Below are 17,485 nucleotides of genomic sequence, written 5' to 3' on the forward strand. Positions count from 1 at the left end.
GCCTGGGCCGGCCTAGAGCGTCAGCCGGGGCTTCGGGGCGTCCGTGCGGCCGGTCGGAGGGCGTCGGCTGCCCGCCGCGTACTGCTGCGGCCAGGTCGCGGCCGGGCCGCAGTACTCCTGTTCGGCGGCGGCGTGCAGGGTCCAGTTCGGGTCGTAGAGGTGGGGGCGGGCCAGCGCGCACAGGTCGGTGCGGCCGGCCAGCAGGAGCGAGTTGACGTCGTCCCACGAGGAGATCGCTCCGACGGCGATGACGGGGACGCCGAGTTCGTTGCGGATACGGTCGGCGTACGGCGTCTGGTACGAGCGTCCGTACGCGGGACGCTCGTCGGCGACGACCTGGCCGGTCGAGACGTCGATGGCGTCGGCCCCGTGGGCGGCGAAGGCGCGGGCGACGGCGACGGCGTCGTCCTCGGTGGTGCCGCCCGGCGCCCAGTCCGTGGCGGAGATGCGGACGGTCATCGGGCGGTCCCGCGGCCAGACGGCCCGGACCGCGTCGAAGACCTCCAGCGGGTAGCGGAGCCGCCCGTCGAGGTCGCCGCCGTAGGCGTCGGTGCGGTGGTTGGTGAGCGGGGAGAGGAAGGACGCGAGCAGGTAGCCGTGGGCGCAGTGCAGTTCCAGCAGGTCGAAGCCCGCGCGGGCGCCGCGCGCCGCGGCCCGCGTGAACTGCTCGCGGACGGCGGCGAGCCCGGCCGCGTCGAGCTCGGCCGGCACCTGGTTGACGCCCGGCCGGTAGGAGAGCGGGGAGGGGGCGACGAGCGGCCAGTTCCCGTCCGGGAGCGGCTCGTCGATGCCCTCCCACATGAGGCGGGTGGAGCCCTTGCGCCCGCTGTGGCCAAGCTGGAGGCCGATCGCGGCGGACGACCGCGCGTGGGCGAAGTCGGTGACGCGCCGCCAGGCCGTCTCGTGCTCGTCGGTGTACAGGCCGGCGCAGCCGGGGGTGATGCGGCCCTGCGGGCTGACGCACACCATCTCGGTCATGACGAGGCCCGCGCCGCCGAGGGCCCGCGCGCCCAGGTGCACGAGGTGGAAGTCGCCGGGCGTGCCGTCCACGGCCGAGTACATGTCCATCGGCGAGACGACGACGCGGTTGCGCAGGGTCAGGCCGCCGATCCGGAAGGGGGTGAACATCGGCGGGGTGGCCGGCTCGCTGCCGAAGTCCCGTTCCACGGCGTCGGTGAAGCCGCGGTCGCGCAGCCGCAGGTTGTCGTGGGTGACACGGCGGCTGCGGGTGAGGAGGTTGAAGGCGAACTGCAGCGGCGGCTGCCCGGTGTACTGCGCGACCTGCTCGAACCATTCGAGGCTGGCACGGGCCGCGCGCTGGGTGCTCTCGACGACGGGCCTGCGCTCGGTCTCGTACGCCGTCAGCGCGGACGGCACGTCCGGCCGCTCCTGCAGGCAGGCGGCGAGCGCGAGCGCGTCCTCCATGGCGAGCTTGGTGCCGGAGCCGATGGAGAAGTGCGCGGTGTGGGCGGCGTCGCCGAGCAGCACGGTCCGCTCGTGCGACCACCGCTCGTTGACGACGGTCGTGAACGCGCCCCAGCGCGAGCGGTTGCCGGTCAGCGTGTGGCCTTCCAGGCAGCCCGCGAAGAGCTTCTCGCAGCGGGCGATCGACTCCGCCTCCTCGAGCCGGTCGAACCCCGCGCGCAGCCAGACGTCCTCCCGCATCTCGACGATGAACGTGGCGGCGCCGTCGCGGTAGGGGTACGCGTGCCCCTGCATGACGCCGTACTCGGTCTCGGCGATCTCGAAGCGGAAGGCGTTCAGGGGCAGGTCGGTGCCGAGCCAGATGTAGCGGCAGCGGTGGCCGGTCAGCCGCGGCCGGAAGACGTCCGCGTGCGCGGCGCGGGTCGCGCTGTTGGCGCCGTCCGCGGCGATGACGAGGTCGTGGCTCGCGGCGAGCTCCGCGGCGGTGGGGGCGGTCGTGCGCAACCGCAGTCCGACGCCGAGGTCGCGGCAGCGCTGGTGCAGGATCGTCAGCAGCCTGCGGCGGTCGAGCGCGGCGAAGCCGTGGCCTCCGGAGGTGACCACCTCGCCGCGGAAGTGCACGTCGATGTCGTCCCAGCGGGTGAACTCCGCCTGCAGGGCGCGGAAGACGACCGGGTCGGCGTGCTCGATGCCGCCGAGGGTCTCGTCGGACAGGACGACGCCGAAGCCGAAGGTGTCGTCGGGGGCGCCGCGTTCCCAGACGGTGATGTCGCGCGTCGGGTCGAGCCGCTTGAGCAGGGCGGCCGCGTACAGGCCGCCGGGGCCGCCGCCGATGACCGCGATCCGCATGGCTAGCGCCCCTCCCAGCGGGGCGGGCGTTTCGCGGTGAACGCGGCGTGGAACTCGGCGTAGTCGGCGCTGGTCATGAGCAGCGCCTGGGCGGCGGCGTCCATCTCGACGGCGGCCGCCAGCGGCATGTCGAGTTCGGCGGTGAGCAGCGCCTTGGTCTGCTGGTAGGCGAGCGCGGGGCCGGCGGCCAGCCGTTCGGCCAGTGCGCGGGCCACGGCGTCGGCCTCTCCGTCCGCCGCGAGCTGGCTGACCAGCCCGATGCGCTCCGCCTCGGCGGCGCCGACCGTCTCGCCGAGCATCAGCAGCCGGGTGGCGTGGCCGAGTCCGACCATGCGGGGCAGGAGGTACGCGGCCCCCATGTCGGCTCCCGCGAGCCCGACCCTGGTGAAGAGGAACGCGAACCGGGCCGACGCCTCGACGATCCGGAAGTCGGCGGCCAGGGCGAGCACCGCGCCGGCGCCCGCCGCGATCCCGTGCACGGCGGCGATGACGGGGAACGGCGCCTCGCGGATCGCTCGGACGACCTGGCCCGTCATCCGGTTGAAGCCGAGCAGTTCGCCCGCGCCCATGGCGAGGGTGGCGCCGATGATCTCGTCCACGTCGCCGCCGGAGCAGAACCCGCGGCCGGCGCCGGCCAGCACCAGCACCCGCGTCTCCCCGTCGTGCGCCAACTCGGCGAGCAGGTCGCGCAGGTCGGCGTAGGAGCCGAAGGTGAGGGCGTTCAGCTTGTCGGGACGGTCGAAGGTGACGGTGACGACGCCACCGGCGCGCTCCACCCGCAGGTGTTTCCACTGGCCGGTGGGGCTCGCTGAGCTCGGATAGGGACTCAAGGCACGTCCTCCTTGGCGGGGGGAGGGGGTGCGGACGCCCGCAGAGCGAAGTTATCACTCATCCGTGACTGCCGTCACGAGTACGAGATAACCGCGAGACAACCGCGGGACCACCGTGCGAGGTCGGCGCTCAGGCCAGCGTGGCCACCAGGATCGCCTTGATGGTGTGCATCCGGTTCTCCGCCTGGTCGAAGACGACCGAGTGCGCCGACTCGAAGACCTCGTCGGTGACTTCGAGCGAGGTCAGGCCGTGCCGCTCGTAGATCTCCTGGCCGATCTTCGTCCCGAGGTCGTGGAAGGCCGGCAGGCAGTGCAGGAACTTGACGTCGGCGTTGCCGGTGGCGCGCAGCACGTCCATGGTCACCGCGTACGGGCCGAGCAGGGCGATCCGCTCGTCCCACACCTCCTTGGGCTCCCCCATCGACACCCAGACGTCGGTGTGGAGGTAGTCCACCCCGCGCACGCCCTCGGCGACGTCCTCGGTCAGCGTGACGCGCGCTCCGGTGCGCTCCGCGAGCCGGCGGGCCTCGGCGACCACCGACTCCTCCGGCCACAGGTGCCGGGGCGCGACGATCCGCACGTCCATACCGAGCAGCGCGCCGGTGACGAGCAGCGAGTTGCCCATGTTGTAGCGGGCGTCGCCGAGGTACGCGTAGGCGGTCTCGCCCAGCGGCTTGTCGGTGTGCTCGGCCATGGTGAGGACGTCGGCGAGCATCTGCGTCGGGTGCCACTCGTCGGTGAGGCCGTTCCAGACCGGCACGCCCGCGTACTGCGCCAGCTCCTCGACGATCTCCTGTCCGGCGCCCCGGTACTCGATGCCGTCGAACATCCGCCCGAGCACCCGCGCGGTGTCCTTGACCGACTCCTTGTGCCCGATCTGCGAGCCGGAGGGGTCGAGGTAGGTGGTACTGGCGCCCTGATCGGCGGCCGCGACCTCGAACGAGCAGCGAGTCCTGGTGGAGGTCTTCTCGAAGACCAGTGCGATGTTCTTGCCGGCCAGCCGCCGGACCTCGGTCCCCGCCCGCTTGGCCGCCTTCAGCCGCGCCGCCAGCTCCACCAGGTGACGGAACTCCTCGGGGCTGAAATCCAGCTCCTTGAGGAAGTGACGGCCCTTGAGGTCGATGGCCATGGGGACTCCTAGGTAACGGCGGGGGGAGGACCCTGGAAGTCTATACGATCAATGACATGTTTATACAGATCTGTTTCCCCGCCCCCCGTCCGGGCCCCTACACCGCCTCACGTTCGATGGGACAGCTCATACAGCGCGGGCCACCGCGCCCCCGGCCCAGCTCGCTCCCCGGAATCTCGATCACCTCGATACCGCGCTTGCGCAGGAAGGTGTTGGTCGTGACGTTCCGCTCGTAGGCCACCACCACTCCCGGCTCGACGGCGAGCACATTGCACCCGTCGTCCCACTGCTCGCGCTCCGCCGAGTGCACATCCTGGGTCGCGGTCAGCACCTGGATGTCGTCCAGGCCGAGCGCCGCCGCGATCGCCCGGTTCATGTGCTCCGCCGGATGATCGGTCACCTTCAGGTCCCGGTCCCCCGCGCCGGGCTCGATCGAGTAGGAACGCAGCATCCCCAGCCCGGCGTACGTGGTGAAGGTGTCGCCGTCCACCATGGTCATCACGGTGTCGAGGTGCATGAAGGCCCGCTTCTTCGGCATGTCCAGCGCCACGATCGTGCGCGCGGAACCCGCCGCGAACAGGCCCTGCGCCAGCATCTCCACCGCCTGCGGCGTGGTTCTCTCGCTCATCCCGATGAGCACCGCCCCATTGCCGATCACCAGGACGTCGCCGCCCTCTATCGTCGACGGATACGCCGCCTGCCCCTCCGACCAGACGTGGAAGCCGCCGCCGGCGAACAGCGGATGGTGCCGGTAGATCGCCTCGAAGTGCACGGTCTCGCGCTGCCGGGCCGGCCAGCGCATCGCGTTGATGCTGACCCCGTCGTAGACCCAGGCGGAGGTGTCCCGGGTGAAGATGTGGTTCGGCAGCGGGTTGAGCAGGAAGTCGTCCAGGCTCATGGCGTGGAAGAGCACCGAGACCGGTTCGGCGAACCGCTCGAGGAACTCCCGTTTGGTCATCCCGCCCACCAGCGCCTCGACCAGGTCCGCGACGGGGAGCTCGTCGAACGACGCGCGCAGGTGGTCGGTGGCCAGCGGCCCGTACTCCTTCTCGTCGAAGACCCGGTCCAGCACCAGGGCCCGCGCCTCCGGCACCGCCAGCGCCTCCCTGAGCAGATCGCCGAAGAGGTGGACCTCGACCCCTCGGTCGCGCAGCACGTCCGCGAAGCCGTCGTGCTCCGCACGCGCCCGGCGCACCCACAACAGGTCGTCGAAGAGCAGCGCGTCCTTGTTGGACGGCGTGAGCCGCTTCAGTTCAAGGTCCGGTCGATGGAGGATGACGCGGCGCAGCCGCCCGGCCTCGGAATCCACGTGAAAGCCCATGGACACAGTCCTTCCCCTCTCTCAGGCGCATCGCACACCCCCTGCCCGCCCCGGTGCGCGATGGACGCGTGGGGCGCAATCTACGGTCGCAGGACCGGTGGTCCTGCTGGTTCTCGGCAATCGCCGGGCACGTGTCCGGCGGGGGTGTCACGCCTCCTGGCGCACCACCTCCGCCAGCGCCGCGATCTGGTCGGGACCGACCCGGCAGCAGCCGCCGATCAGCCGGGCGCCCGCGGACCGCCAGTCCCGGACCCGGGACGCCTCGAACGTCACCTCGCCCGTCCACCTCCGAGCCTGCGCGTCCCACTCCTCGCCGCTGTTCGGATACACCACGACGGGCTTGCCGGACACCTCCGCGGCAAGCGCCACCGCCCGGTCCGCGTCCCGCGGGGCGCAGCAGTTGACGCCGACCGCCACCACCTCGTCCCGCCCGGCGACCAGCGCGAAGGCCTCCTCCAGCGGCTGCCCGGCACGGGTCCGGTCGCCGTCGATGCTGAACGAGAGCCAGACCGGCACGCCGATCCCCTCGACCGCGCTCAGCAGCGCCTCCGCCTCGTCCACGTCCGGCACCGTCTCGAGGGCGAGCAGATCGGGCGCGGCCGCGGCCAGTGTCTCGATCCGCGGCCGGTGGAAGCGCTCCAGTTCCCGCACGCTCAGCCCGTACCGCCCCCGGTACTCGCTGCCGTCCGCCAGCATCGCCCCGTACGGACCGACGGACGCCGCCACCAGCACGTCATTCCGCCCGCCCGCGGCGCTCCGCGCCAGCTCGACACTGCGCCGCAGCAGGGCCGACGCCTCCTCCCGGCGGGTTCCCCGGCGGGCGAAGCCCTCGTACGTCGCCTGGTAGCTGGAGGTGATGAGCACCCGCGCACCGGCCCGGACGTAGGCCGCGTGCGCCGCCTCGATCTGCTCGGGCGCGTCGGCGAGCAGCCGGGCCGACCAGAGCGCGTCGGACAGGTCACAGCCCTGGGCGGCGAGTTGGTTGGACAGCCCGCCGTCCAGGACGAGCGGGGTGCCCTCGGTCAGGTCGGGCAGCATGGCGGTGGCTCCTTGCCTCGGCACCGGGGTTCCGGTGCGGTCTGGTGCGGTGCGGTGGATCAGGCGTCAGGTCAGCTGGGACCGGACCTCGGCGGAGATCAGTTCCAGGTGGTCGAGATCGCCCAGGTCGAGCATCTGGAGGTAGAAGCGGGTCGAGCCGGTCGCGGCGTACTGGCCGATCCTGTCGATCACTTCGGCCGGCGAGCCGGCCAGCCCGTTGGCCTTCAGCTCGTCGACCTCCCGGCCGATGGCCGCGGCACGGCGCGCCACCTCGGCGTCGTTCCTGCCGACGCAGACGACCAGGGCGTTGGAGTACACCAGTTCCTCCTTCTTGCGCCCCTCCACCTCGGCCGCCTCGCGCACCCGGCCGAACTGGCGCCTGCTGTCCTCGACGGACGCGAACGGGATGTTGAACTCGTCCGCGTAGCGGGCCGCCAGGGCCGGGGTCCGCTTGGCACCGTGCCCGCCGATGAGCACCGGGATCTTCGCCTGCACCGGCTTGGGCAGCGCGGGCGACTCCTTGAGCTGGTAGTACTTCCCGTCGTAGTCGAAGGTCTCACCGGCCGGAGTGGCCCACAGACCGGTCACGATCGCCAACTGTTCCTCCAGCCGGCCGAACTTCTCCTTCGGGAACGGGATGCCGTAAGCGGTGTGCTCCCTCTCGTACCAGCCCGCACCCAGTCCCAGCTCGACGCGTCCGCCGGACATCTGGTCCACCTGGGCGACCTGGATGGCGAGGACGCCCGGCAGCCGGAAGGTGCCGGCCGTCATCAGGGTGCCGAGCCTGATGCGGCGGGTCTCGCGAGCCAGCCCCGCCAAGGTGATCCAGGCGTCCGTCGGTCCCGGCAGGCCGTCTCCGCCACCCATGCTCACGTAGTGGTCCGAGCGGTAGAAGGCGTCGAATCCGAGGTCCTCGGTGGCCTTGGCAACCGTGAGGAGGGTGTCGTAGGTGGCGCCCTGCTGGGGTTCGGTGAAAATACGAAGATCCATGGCGCCCATCCTCCCCGTCGGACCACCACGGCGAAACCGGACCCCGCTTCACGGGTCGAGCGCGCCGAGCAGCGCGCAGACGCGGTCCTTGGACTCCTCGGCGGCGTCCAGCGCGTCGATGCACTGCCAGTACACCGCCTCCTCCTCCGCGGAGCAGGCCACCCCCGCGAGGGTGGTGCCCAGCTCCGACAGCAGGTCCCGTATCTCCGTCAGGGCGCGGGCCGGCTCCCGCACGCCGGTGAGTATCGCCGCCCGGACGGGTTCCGACCGGGTCCCCGGAGGTGCCGAGAGCCCGCCCGGCCCGCAGGCCGGCCCACCCGGCTCGCACCCCGAGAGCCCGGCGGCCCGCAACTCCGGCGGCCCGTGGACGGCGAGATGTCCACCCACCGCCTCAGCGAGCGCCTGCGCCTGCCACGCCTCCGTGATCAGGTCCTCCACCCGCCACGCCTGTTCGAGCGCGTGCCGGGTGGCCAGGATGAGCCGTACCGCGTCCATGATCTACTCCCCCACCGCCGCGAGCTACCGTTCCACTACTCAGAGTGACGGTCGCAGACGATGAGCGAAAGGGGGGTCTCGAGCCTGTGGATAACCCGCCGGTCGTCGGCATCGCGATCACCCGGTCGGATGCAGACTTCCCGGCCCCTCGTCCTCCGCCGGCACCGGGAAACGCGCTTCATTGCGGTCGATCTTGGCCGAGAGCGCCTGCAGCACGTCGATGTCCAGCACGTGGCAGAACTGCAGCAGATACGCCAGGACATCCGCCACCTCGTCCTGGACCCGGTGCGCGGTCCCGGCGTCCTCCATCACCCGGCCCGCCTCCTCCGGGGTCATCCACTGGAAGATCTCCAGCAGTTCGGACGCCTCGACGCTCAACGCCGCGGCCAGGTTCTTGGGTACGTGATACTGCTGCCAGCGCCTGGCCGCCGCGAAGGCGACCAGACGGGCCTGCAGCGCCTGCAGATCCTCGCTCATCCGCACAGGTCTACCGCATCGTGGGCGCCGACCGCGCGGACACCGGCGCACCGGCCCCCTCCTCGGGCGCGGTCCGCTGCGGATTCACCTGGGGTTCCGCCGCCGGTTCGCCCTCCTTGCCGCCGTGCTCCGACCGCCGGGGGCGAACGAAGTCGATGACGGAGACTCCCCCCAACCCCTCCGCGACAGCGGCGTCATGCACCACCCCCACCAGCCGGATGTGACCGCGGTCGGCCGCCATGCCCGCCAGAGCGAGCAGCTCACGGGTCTGCCGCCGGTCCATCCCCAGGTCGAAGCCGTCACTGAGCACGGTCAGCACCTGGGCGGCCGGCAGGAGTTCGGCGCTCGTGTCGACCTCCAGCACCCCCGGCCCGGTCAGCAGGACCAGCGCGATGGCCAGGAAGCGCAGCTCCCCGTCGCCCAGCCGGTCCACCGGCACCAGGCCCAGCGGCCCACGGTCCACCGCGGCGATCACCGACCGCAGTTCGGCACCGCGATCAGCGCCGTCCGGCAGCTGCGACCGCAGGACGGTCAGCCCGTCCACCGGCGGACTGCAGACCTCCCGCATCGCCCGCACCAGCGCCGCGTGCCGGGTACGGCACTCCCCCTCGGTCCTGGCCAGGACCGCCGACAGGTTCTCGCAGCCGCGGCGGAGCATCCCGTCCGCGGCGTCCACCGGCGCCCGCATCGTCTCCGGCCGCGGCTCCACCGGGAACACCCCGCGCAACGCCAGGACCAGTTGTTCCACCGCCGCCAGCACCAGCCGCTGGCCCTCGGTGCGGCCCGCGACGCGCAGCGGCAGCAGCGCGGTCGCCAGCAGATCGTCCGGAAGCGGCGCCCGGGTGACGGGCACCAGCCCCGCCGTGTGCCACGCCGCCTGGACGGTGCGCCGTTCCGGGTCGCGCAGCGCGGTGGTCAGCAGCGTCTCCCCGCCACCCGTCAACCGCTCGCCGACGATCCGCAGTTCCGGCTCGGTCTGGACGGCCACATCCAGCCGGACCGGCCCGACGGGTCCGGTGACCGTGCAGCCGACCCGGAACCCGCGCCGCCCCTCGGCGTCCGGCTGCGCGCCCTGCGGCACACAGGCCGCGGCCCCGCCCCGCACGCTCCCCGCCCGGTCCCCCGACCCGTCGAACACCTCACCCAGCGTCTCCCCGCCGGCCAACCGCCCCAGCGCCGCCAACGCCTCCAGAACGCTCGACTTCCCCGTCCCGCTCGCGCCGGCGAGCAGGGTGAGCGGACCCAGCGCGAAGCTCGCCCCCCGGTGCGACTTGAAGGCGGACAACCGCAGTTCGGTGACGGCGGGACGCTCACTCGTGAGGTTCATATCCGCGAACGTAACCAGCCCCACCCCTGCCGAACCGTTACACCAGCCCCCACGTCCTCCGAACGGGCGACCCGCCGGACTGACGGCGCCCCGGTCGCCAGGGCCTGAGAATTCGGAGCATTGTCCGACTCCTGGTCTACGGTGGGCCGCGTGACGAGCTATGTGGCGCTGCTCCGCGGGATCAACGTGGGCGGCAAGAACAAGGTGCCGATGCAGACCCTGCGCGAGCTGCTGACCGGGCTGGACTGCACCGACGTCCGCACTCACCTCCAGAGCGGCAACGCCGTCTTCGGCCACCCCCGCGCCGACCCGGCGGAGCTGGCCACCTCCCTGGAGGCGCGCATCACCGAGGAGTTGGGGCTCACCATCCGCTGCCTCGTGCGCGACGGCGCCGGCCTCCGGCGCGTGGTCGACCGCAACCCCTTCGACATGGAGGGCATCGACCCGTCCCGCTTCCTGGTGACCTTCCTCTCCGCCCCGCCCGACCAGGAACGCCTCTCCGCCATCGACCCCGCGGCCTACGCCCCGGAGGAGTTCCGCCTGGCCGACCCCAAGACCCCGACCGAGATCTACACCCACCTGCCGGACGGCATCCACAAAGCCCGTCTCGCCCTGCTGTTCACCGACAAGAAACTCGGCGTCACAGCAACAGCCCGCAACTGGAACACCGTCCTGAAACTCACCGCGATGGCAACGGAATAGCCCCGGCCGCGTCACCCCGGCCCGAGGTCGGACAGCAGCACGTCCAGAACGGTCTCCTCCTCGACACGGACGCCGGCGGACGAACGCATCCCTCAGAACGCGTACCTGACGCGGAGCCAGGGTGCGTGCATTTCCAGGAGTTGGCGGATCCGCTGCAGGGAGTGCCGCTTGAGGTCGTGGTCGTAGCGGACGTTGAGGGCTCCGTTCTGGGAGCGTTTGGTCTCCTGGCCGGTCGGCTGCCACAGCAGCTCCTCGGCGCGGGGGTGCCAGCCCAGGTTGACCTCGTGGAGCGACCGGTTGTGGGTCAGCATGATGATCTCGGCCGCGGCCTGTTCCTTCACACGGGCGGGCAGGACGTCGTCGAGGTGGATGAACAGGTCGGCCCAGTCCTGCTCCCATCCCGGGCGCAGTACGACGGGCGAGAGGTTGAAGTGGACCTCGTAGCCGGCGTCGAGGAAGTCGGCCGCCGCCGCGATCCGCTCGGGGACGGGGCTGGTGCGGATGTCCAGCAGGCGGGCGTCGTCGGGCGGCATGAGGGAGAAGCGCACGCGGGTGCGCCCCTGGGGGTCGAGGGCGAGGAGGTCGGGGTTGACGAACTTGGTCGCGAAGGACGCCTTCGCCGTCGGCAGGCCACGGAACGCGGCCACCAGGTCCGCCGTGTTGTCGCAGATCAGCGCGTCGACGGAGCAGTCGCCGTTCTCGCCGATGTCGTAGACCCAGGCCTGGGGATCGCACTGGTTGGGTTCCGGTTTGGGTCCCTGGGCCCGTACATGGCGCCCGATGTGGGCCACGATCGCCTCGATGTTGGTGAACAGGGTGATGGGGTTGGCGAAGCCCTTGCGGCGGGGGACGTAGCAGTAGACGCAGGCCATGGCGCAGCCGTTGGAGGGCCCCGGCGCGATCCAGTCGGCCGACCTGCCGTTGGGGCGCGTCGCGAGCGTGTGCTTGACGCCGAGGACGAGCGTCTCGGTCTTGATGCGGACCCATCGGCCGATGTTGCCGTCGTTGCCGTGCAGGGCGGGGATGCGCCAGTGGCTCGCGACCTCGGTCACGGGCACTCCCGGCAGCCGGGCCATGATCTGCCGGCCGCGCGGGGAGTCGAGGGCCGCCGGCTCCGCGTAGACCTCGCGCACGTCGAGCATCCGGCGTGCCTGCGGGCTGTCCCGGAACGGCTGGGGTACGGCCGGCCGCACCGGCTCGGTCTCCGACCACCCGAACAGGGCTTGCTGCTCAGGCTCTCCCGAGGCGGGTTCCGCCGCCGGCTGATCCACGTGTTCTTCCTCTCCGCGTGCTGCCTGCCCCAGGATCTCAGTCCTCGCGGTCGCGTTCCTGCTCCAGCAGTTCTTCGAGATCGCGGAGCCGGTCCAGTCCCCGCACCGCCTGGGTCATCCGCGCGTTGCGTTCGAACCGGTCGCGGTGGCGGTGCAGCAGGTTCCAGTACCCGGCGGTGAAGGGGCAGGCGTCCTCGCCGACCCGCACGGTCGGCTTGTACCGGCAGGGGCCGCAGAAGTCGGTCATGCGGTCGATGTAGGCGCCGCCTGACGTGTACGGCTTGGTGGTCATGCGGCCCCCGTCCGCGTACTGCGACATGCCCACCACGTTCGGCAGCATGACCCAGTCGTAGCCGTCGACGAAGCTGCGGTGGAACCAGTCGGTGACGGCCCGGGGCTCCCATCCCCGTTGCAGGGCGTAGCTGCCCAGAATCATCAGCCGGGGGATGTGGTGGGTCCAGCCCGTGGTCCTGACCTGGTCCAGGGCGTGGGAGAGGCAGTTCGCCTCCGTCCCATCCGAGGACAGCTCCGTGAACCAGTCGGGCAGCGGCCGCCGGTGGCCCAGGGCGTTGCTGGTGCGGTACCGCTCGCCGAAGTACCAGTAGGTGTGCCAGACGAACTCGCGCCATCCGGCGATCTGCCGCACGAACCCCTCGGCGCTGTTGAGCGGCGCGTCGCCCGACCGCCAGCGCGCCTCGGCCCGTTCGACAACCTCGGCGGGGTCCAGCAGGCCGAGGTTGAGCGACGAGGAGAGCAGACTGTGGCTCATCGTCGCGTCCCCGGAGAGGACGGCGTCCTCGTTCGCGCCGAACGTGGCGAGCCGGTGCTCGACGAAGCGGCGCAGTGCGGCGAGTGCCTCCCGGCGGGTGGCGGGGAACGCGCGGGGTCCGTCCTCACCGACGAACTCGACGTCCCCGTCGCGCGACCAGCGGTCGAGGTCGGCCCGCACCTCGGCGTCGATGTCGCTCTCCCGGGGGCGGTAGGCCGCCGGGACGCCCAGCTCGGTGGCACCGCGCGGCGGGGGCTGCCGGTTGTCGTGGTCCAGGTTCCAGCGCCCGCCGGCGGGCTGTTCGCCCTCCATCAGCAGCTCGTGCGTCTGGCGGACCCATCGGTAGAAGTCCTCCTGGCGGAGGTGTTTCGTGCCGCGGCCGTCCGCCCAGTGCGTGAACTCGTCGTGCGACACGAGGAAGCCGCGCGCCGGCAGGACGCGTACGGAGGGCAGCGCGCGGACGAAGGCGAGGGCCGCGTGCGAGGTGGGGTGGTGCACGGTGACCGGGCCTTCCCCCACTGCCTCGCGCAGACCCTGGCAGTAGGTGTCCGCCCTGACGTAGCGCACCCGGTCGCCGAGTTCGGCGGCCCGGTGGCGCATCGCCGAGAGGATCAGATGGGCCTTGGCGCGGTGGAACCGCCGGCGCCGCAGGACGCTGCGGGCCTCGATCATCAGCAGCGGGGCGTCCGGGTGCGGGCCGCCCCGCGCCGGATCGGTGAAGTGGGGACCGAGCTGGTCGCCGAACAGCCAATGGGTGGTGCCGGACTCTTCCCCGGTCATGCCGAGCACTCCGTCCTCGGGTCCGTCACGCCGCCGGGTCGTGGACCCGGTTCATGAGGGAGTACCGCCGGCGGCGTCACCGAACTCGTCGATGGTCTCCTGCCGGCCGTCGTCGTCCTTGCCGCTCACGAGCCGCCACTCTTCCTGCGCAGGGACTGCGGCTTGTGGACGGCGTTGCGGCCGGACTTGTCGCTCTCGACCTCGTACTGCGGTGCGTCCTTCGAGGCGTCGACGGTACGGCCCGCCACCTCGGCGCGTCCCGTGATCTTCTTCTTCACCGTCCCGGAGACAGTCTGACCGTGACTGCTCCAGGAGACCTGGTCACCCTTGCCGAGCTTCTTTCCCTTTGCCACGATCCGCAGATCTCCTCGAACTCGGCCCCCGGAATGCGACGACGTTCATCACTGTGCCGCCCATCAGGGTCGGGCGCACTCCGGCGGGCCGTTCGTGGCAGCGCCACCGCGGTCCGGGTCAGCGACCCTTGGCCACGGGTTCGAGGATCGCCACGCACTCCACGTGGTGGGTGACCGGGAAGAGGTCGAAGGCGCGCAGCGACACCGGCTTGTAGCCGAACTCCGCGAAGTACGCCAGGTCGCGGGCGAGGGCTGCCGGGTCGCAGGCGACGTAGGCGATGCGGCGGGCGCCGAGCGAGGCGAGGTGCTTGACGGTGGACTTGCCGGCGCCGACCCGCGGGGGGTCGAGGACGATCAGGTCGGCCTCGGTGATCTTGGTGCGCGGCAGGACGGTCTCGACCTTGCCGTGCTCGATGCGTACGCGGTCCAGGTCGGCCAGGTTGTGCCGGGCGTCCTCCACCGCGCGCTTGCCGGACTCGATGCCCAGCACCGCGCCGGTCTCGCCGACCTTCTCGGCGATCGCGCCGGCGAACAGGCCGACGCCGCAGTACAGGTCGAGGGCGGTGTCGCCGTCGCGCGGCTGGAGGCCGTCCAGGACCGCCGCGGCCAGCAGGTCGGGGGCCTGCGGGTGGACCTGCCAGAAGCCGCCGGAGCCGACCCGCCAGGTGCGGCCGACGGCGCGCTCGCGGACGAAGCCGCGGCCGTGCACCTTGTGCACGCCGCCCTGCTCGTCGACGCGGGCGACCGAGACCGGACGGTCCAGCTCGACGATCGGCAGCCGGCCCTCGGGCGTCGGGGTGACGATGACCTGGCGGTCGTTGGAGCCGGTCGCCGCGATGGCCTCGACGGACGCGGTGTCCGGCCACTCACGGGTCTCGATGCCCAGCTCGGTGACGCCGGGCGCCGCGATCAGGCACTGGTCGATCCGCTCGAGCTCGTGCGAGCGGTGGCGGCGCAGACCCGCGTACCCCTCGGCGTCGACGGCGAACTGCACGCGGGTGCGCCACGCGGGCACCGTGCCCTCGGCGGTCTTGTCGCCGGGCGCGGGCTCGACGGTGCCGTCCCAGCCGGCGTCCTGCGGGCTGAGACCGGCGAGCCGGCTGAGCTGCTCGGTGATGACGTCGACCTTCAGCCGGCGCTGGGCGCCGGGGGCGACGTGCTGCCAGTCGCAGCCGCCGCAGGCGCCGGGGCCGGAGTACGGGCAGGGCGCCGGGACGCGGTCGGGGGACGCCTGGAGGACCTCCACGGCGTCCGCGCGCAGGAACTTGGAGTCCGGGCCGCCCTCGGTGATCTTGGCGATGACGCGCTCACCGGGCAGGGCGTGCCGCACGAACAGGACCCGTCCTTCGTGACGGGCGATGCAGTGGCCGCCGTGCGCGACGGGGCCGACCTCGACCTCGTAGCGCTCTCCGACCAGCTCGTCGGCCTGTTCCTTCGTACGGTTCTGCATGATGAACAGGCTCCTGCGAGAGGTGGTGCGGCGGGGTGCTGCGGGCGGGACCGTAGAACGGCAGCTCACCAGTCTACGTCCCGCCGCGCCTCCCGCCTGACGGCCTACTTCTGGCCGGTGTGCTCCTTGTCCCGCTTCGGGGGGCTGACCGGGCCGCGCCGGATCGCGCCGGGGGCGTTCCAGTCGGCGCGCTTGCGCGCCCGGACCTTGGCGCGCTCGGAGGAGTCCAGCTGCCACGGCACCGAGGTGACCATGACGCCGGGCGTGAAGAGCAGCCGGCCCTTGAGCCGCAGGGCGCTCTGGTTGTGGAGCAGGTGCTCGTACCAGCGGCCGACGACGTACTCGGGGATGTAGACGCTGACCACATCGCGCGGGCTGGCCCGCCGCAGGCCCTTCACGTACTCGATGATCGGCCGGGTGATCTCGCGGTAGGGCGAGTCCAGGACCTTCAGCGGCACGTCGATGCCGCGCCGGGTCCACTCGGCCTGCAGGGCCTTGGTGTCGGCCGGGTCGACGTTGATGCTGAGCGCTTCGAGGGTGTCGGAGCGCATCAGCTTGGCGTAGGCCAGGGCGCGCAGCGTCGGCTTGTGGACCTTGGAGACGAGGATGATCGAGTGCACCCGGGACGGGCGCACCTCCTCGTCGGTCCGCTCCTCGCCCGCGGCGATCTCCTCGGACACCCGGTCGTAGTGGCGCCGGATGGCGGTCATCATCCCGTAGAAGAGCACCATGCCGAGGACCGCGACCCAGGCGCCGTGCGTGAACTTCGTCAGCAGGACGATGATCAGCACCATGCCGGTGAAGAAGGCGCCGAAGGTGTTGATCGCCCGGGACCGGAACATGTGGCGGCGCTTGGCGGTGTCGGTCTCGCTGCGCAGGTGGCGGTTCCAGTGCCGGACCATGCCGATCTGGCTGAGCGTGAACGAGACGAAGACGCCGACGATGTACAGCTGGATCAGCCGCGTCGAGTCGGCGCCGTAGATGTAGACGAGGACCGCGGCGAAGCCGGCCAGCACCACGATGCCGTTGGAGAACGCGAGCCGGTCGCCGCGGGTGTGCAGCTGGCGCGGCAGGTAGCGGTCCTGGGCGAGGATCGAGCCGAGGACCGGGAAGCCGTTGTAGGCCGTGTTGGCCGCCAGGAACAGGACGAGCGCGGTGACGGCGGCCAGGAAGATGAAGGGGATCGAGTTGTGCCCGAAGACGGCCTCCGCGACCTGTGCGATGACCGGGTCCTGGGTGTAGCCGGGGCCCACCGGCTTGCCGTCGACCAGCAGGTCGGTCGCCGGGTTCTCGGCCATCCGCACGTTGGTGTACATGGCCAGCGCGATGATGCCGCAGAACATGGTGACGGCGAGGATGCCCATGGCCGCCAGCGTGGTGGCGGCGTTCTTGGACTTCGGCTTCTGGAAGGCCGGGACACCGTTGCTGATGGCCTCGACTCCGGTGAGCGCGGCACAGCCGGAGGAGAAGGCGCGGAGCAGCAGGAAGACCAGCGCGAAGCCGCTGATGCCGCTGACCTCGGCATGGATCGTGTAGTGCGCGGTGGGCGCCTCCATGGTGTCGCCGGTGGCGATCTTGAAGCAGCCCCACAGGATCATGCAGAAGACGCCGACGACGAACGCGTAGGTCGGGATCGCGAAGATCGACCCGGACTCGCGCACCCCGCGCAGGTTCATCACCATCAGCAGGAAGATCATGCTGACGGCGCCCAGCACCTTGTGGGTGGCGAAGAACGGCACGGCCGAGCCGAGGTTCTCGATGCCCGAGGCGACGGACACGGCGACGGTCAGCACGTAGTCGACGAGCAGCGCGCTCGCGACGGTGAGACCGGCCTTCGGCCCGAGGTTGGTGGTGGCGACCTCGTAGTCACCGCCCCCGGAGGGATAGGCGTGCACGTTCTGGCGGTAGGACGCCACGACCGTGAACATCAGCACGACGACCGCGACGGCGATCCACGGGCTGAAATGGTAGGCGGACGCGCCCGCGATCGACAGGACCAGCAGCACCTCGCCGGGCGCGTAGGCGACCGACGAGAGCGGGTCTGAGGCGAACACCGGAAGCGCGAGCCTCTTGGGGAGAAGAGTCTCTCCCAACTTGTCGCTGCGCAGGGCGCGGCCGATCAAGATCCGTTTCGGCAGGTCAGTCAGTTTGGGCACGGAGAGGATGGTAAGCGCTGCGCCGTACGGGCATGCGACCGCCACCCTCCTAAGAGAAGGCAAAGTCCCGCTCCGAGCGTCCGCAACCTCCCACGGGGGTGCGCGCGTGTGTAGCTTTGGGCG

15 protein-coding genes are annotated in these 17,485 nt (G+C 71.5%); 1 reads left to right on the forward strand and 14 read right to left on the reverse strand.

The genetic code is table 11. The annotated features are described in order from the left end of the window. Positions 1 to 12: 12 nt before the first annotated feature. The 9 genes from O3X23_RS07710 to O3X23_RS07750 form a co-directional block, all read right to left on the reverse strand. Positions 13 to 2,274, reverse strand: coding sequence for a bifunctional salicylyl-CoA 5-hydroxylase/oxidoreductase (locus O3X23_RS07710; RefSeq protein WP_269270439.1), 2,262 nt, complete (start codon positions 2,272 to 2,274; stop codon positions 13 to 15). A gap of 2 nt (positions 2,275 to 2,276) precedes the next feature. Beyond that, positions 2,277 to 3,104, reverse strand: coding sequence for an enoyl-CoA hydratase family protein (locus O3X23_RS07715; protein ID WP_269270440.1), 828 nt, complete (start codon positions 3,102 to 3,104; stop codon positions 2,277 to 2,279). A 130-nt stretch (positions 3,105 to 3,234) separates the two neighbouring features. Beyond that, positions 3,235 to 4,233, reverse strand: coding sequence for an ornithine carbamoyltransferase (argF, locus tag O3X23_RS07720; RefSeq protein WP_269270441.1), 999 nt, complete (start codon positions 4,231 to 4,233; stop codon positions 3,235 to 3,237). 97 nt (positions 4,234 to 4,330) lie between these two features. Further along, positions 4,331 to 5,554, reverse strand: a complete 1,224-nt coding sequence (locus O3X23_RS07725; protein ID WP_269270442.1) for an arginine deiminase — start codon at positions 5,552 to 5,554, stop codon at positions 4,331 to 4,333. A 147-nt stretch (positions 5,555 to 5,701) separates the two neighbouring features. After that, positions 5,702 to 6,592 (reverse strand): homocysteine S-methyltransferase, encoded by an 891-nt coding sequence (mmuM, locus tag O3X23_RS07730; RefSeq protein WP_269270443.1) that lies wholly within the window; start codon positions 6,590 to 6,592, stop codon positions 5,702 to 5,704. 66 nt (positions 6,593 to 6,658) lie between these two features. Next, positions 6,659 to 7,582 (reverse strand): LLM class F420-dependent oxidoreductase, encoded by a 924-nt coding sequence (locus O3X23_RS07735; protein ID WP_269270444.1) that lies wholly within the window; start codon positions 7,580 to 7,582, stop codon positions 6,659 to 6,661. A gap of 48 nt (positions 7,583 to 7,630) precedes the next feature. Next, positions 7,631 to 8,077, reverse strand: coding sequence for a DUF6099 family protein (locus tag O3X23_RS07740; RefSeq protein ID WP_269270445.1), 447 nt, complete (start codon positions 8,075 to 8,077; stop codon positions 7,631 to 7,633). 117 nt (positions 8,078 to 8,194) lie between these two features. Further along, complete coding sequence (locus tag O3X23_RS07745; RefSeq protein ID WP_269270446.1) at positions 8,195 to 8,554, reverse strand: nucleotide pyrophosphohydrolase; 360 nt, start codon at positions 8,552 to 8,554, stop codon at positions 8,195 to 8,197. A 10-nt stretch (positions 8,555 to 8,564) separates the two neighbouring features. Then, positions 8,565 to 9,881 (reverse strand): AAA family ATPase, encoded by a 1,317-nt coding sequence (locus O3X23_RS07750; RefSeq protein WP_269270447.1) that lies wholly within the window; start codon positions 9,879 to 9,881, stop codon positions 8,565 to 8,567. A gap of 150 nt (positions 9,882 to 10,031) precedes the next feature. Between O3X23_RS07750 and O3X23_RS07755 the strand changes: the two genes are divergently transcribed. Then, positions 10,032 to 10,583 carry a DUF1697 domain-containing protein gene (locus tag O3X23_RS07755; RefSeq protein WP_269270448.1) on the forward strand — a complete coding sequence of 184 codons (552 nt, stop codon included), beginning with the start codon at positions 10,032 to 10,034 and terminating at the stop codon, positions 10,581 to 10,583. A gap of 92 nt (positions 10,584 to 10,675) precedes the next feature. Here the strand turns inward: O3X23_RS07755 and O3X23_RS07760 are convergent, their stop codons facing one another. The 5 genes from O3X23_RS07760 to O3X23_RS07780 form a co-directional block, all read right to left on the reverse strand. Further along, positions 10,676 to 11,854: a spore photoproduct lyase family protein gene (locus tag O3X23_RS07760; protein ID WP_269270449.1), complete on the reverse strand. Its 1,179-nt coding sequence runs from the start codon at positions 11,852 to 11,854 to the stop codon at positions 10,676 to 10,678. A gap of 37 nt (positions 11,855 to 11,891) precedes the next feature. After that, positions 11,892 to 13,403 carry a cryptochrome/photolyase family protein gene (locus O3X23_RS07765; RefSeq protein ID WP_269270450.1) on the reverse strand — a complete coding sequence of 504 codons (1,512 nt, stop codon included), beginning with the start codon at positions 13,401 to 13,403 and terminating at the stop codon, positions 11,892 to 11,894. Between the two features lie 125 nt (positions 13,404 to 13,528). Further along, the gene (locus O3X23_RS07770; RefSeq protein ID WP_269270451.1) at positions 13,529 to 13,756 is read right to left on the reverse strand and encodes a DUF2945 domain-containing protein; all 228 of its coding nucleotides are present in this window, start codon (positions 13,754 to 13,756) and stop codon (positions 13,529 to 13,531) included. Between the two features lie 118 nt (positions 13,757 to 13,874). Beyond that, on the reverse strand, positions 13,875 to 15,206 hold the full coding sequence (locus O3X23_RS07775; protein WP_269270452.1) for a class I SAM-dependent RNA methyltransferase: 1,332 nt from the start codon (positions 15,204 to 15,206) through the stop codon (positions 13,875 to 13,877). A gap of 104 nt (positions 15,207 to 15,310) precedes the next feature. Further along, positions 15,311 to 17,362 carry an APC family permease gene (locus tag O3X23_RS07780; RefSeq protein ID WP_269270453.1) on the reverse strand — a complete coding sequence of 684 codons (2,052 nt, stop codon included), beginning with the start codon at positions 17,360 to 17,362 and terminating at the stop codon, positions 15,311 to 15,313. Positions 17,363 to 17,485: the final 123 nt, after the last annotated feature.

Origin of the sequence: Streptomyces sp. H39-S7 (genome assembly GCF_027158205.1) — a bacterium.
Taxonomy (GTDB): Bacteria; Actinomycetota; Actinomycetes; order Streptomycetales; family Streptomycetaceae; genus Actinacidiphila.

Coding starts and splice junctions, on each gene's coding strand:
- O3X23_RS07710 (WP_269270439.1), bottom strand. CDS start 2,274: ATGCGGATCGCGGTCATCGGCGGCGGCCCCGGCGGCCTGTACGCGGCC.
- argF (WP_269270441.1), bottom strand. CDS start 4,233: ATGGCCATCGACCTCAAGGGCCGTCACTTCCTCAAGGAGCTGGATTTC.
- O3X23_RS07725 (WP_269270442.1), bottom strand. CDS start 5,554: ATGGGCTTTCACGTGGATTCCGAGGCCGGGCGGCTGCGCCGCGTCATC.
- mmuM (WP_269270443.1), bottom strand. CDS start 6,592: ATGCTGCCCGACCTGACCGAGGGCACCCCGCTCGTCCTGGACGGCGGG.
- O3X23_RS07735 (WP_269270444.1), bottom strand. CDS start 7,582: ATGGATCTTCGTATTTTCACCGAACCCCAGCAGGGCGCCACCTACGAC.
- O3X23_RS07740 (WP_269270445.1), bottom strand. CDS start 8,077: ATGGACGCGGTACGGCTCATCCTGGCCACCCGGCACGCGCTCGAACAG.
- O3X23_RS07745 (WP_269270446.1), bottom strand. CDS start 8,554: ATGAGCGAGGATCTGCAGGCGCTGCAGGCCCGTCTGGTCGCCTTCGCG.
- O3X23_RS07750 (WP_269270447.1), bottom strand. CDS start 9,881: ATGAACCTCACGAGTGAGCGTCCCGCCGTCACCGAACTGCGGTTGTCC.
- O3X23_RS07765 (WP_269270450.1), bottom strand. CDS start 13,403: ATGACCGGGGAAGAGTCCGGCACCACCCATTGGCTGTTCGGCGACCAG.
- O3X23_RS07775 (WP_269270452.1), bottom strand. CDS start 15,206: ATGCAGAACCGTACGAAGGAACAGGCCGACGAGCTGGTCGGAGAGCGC.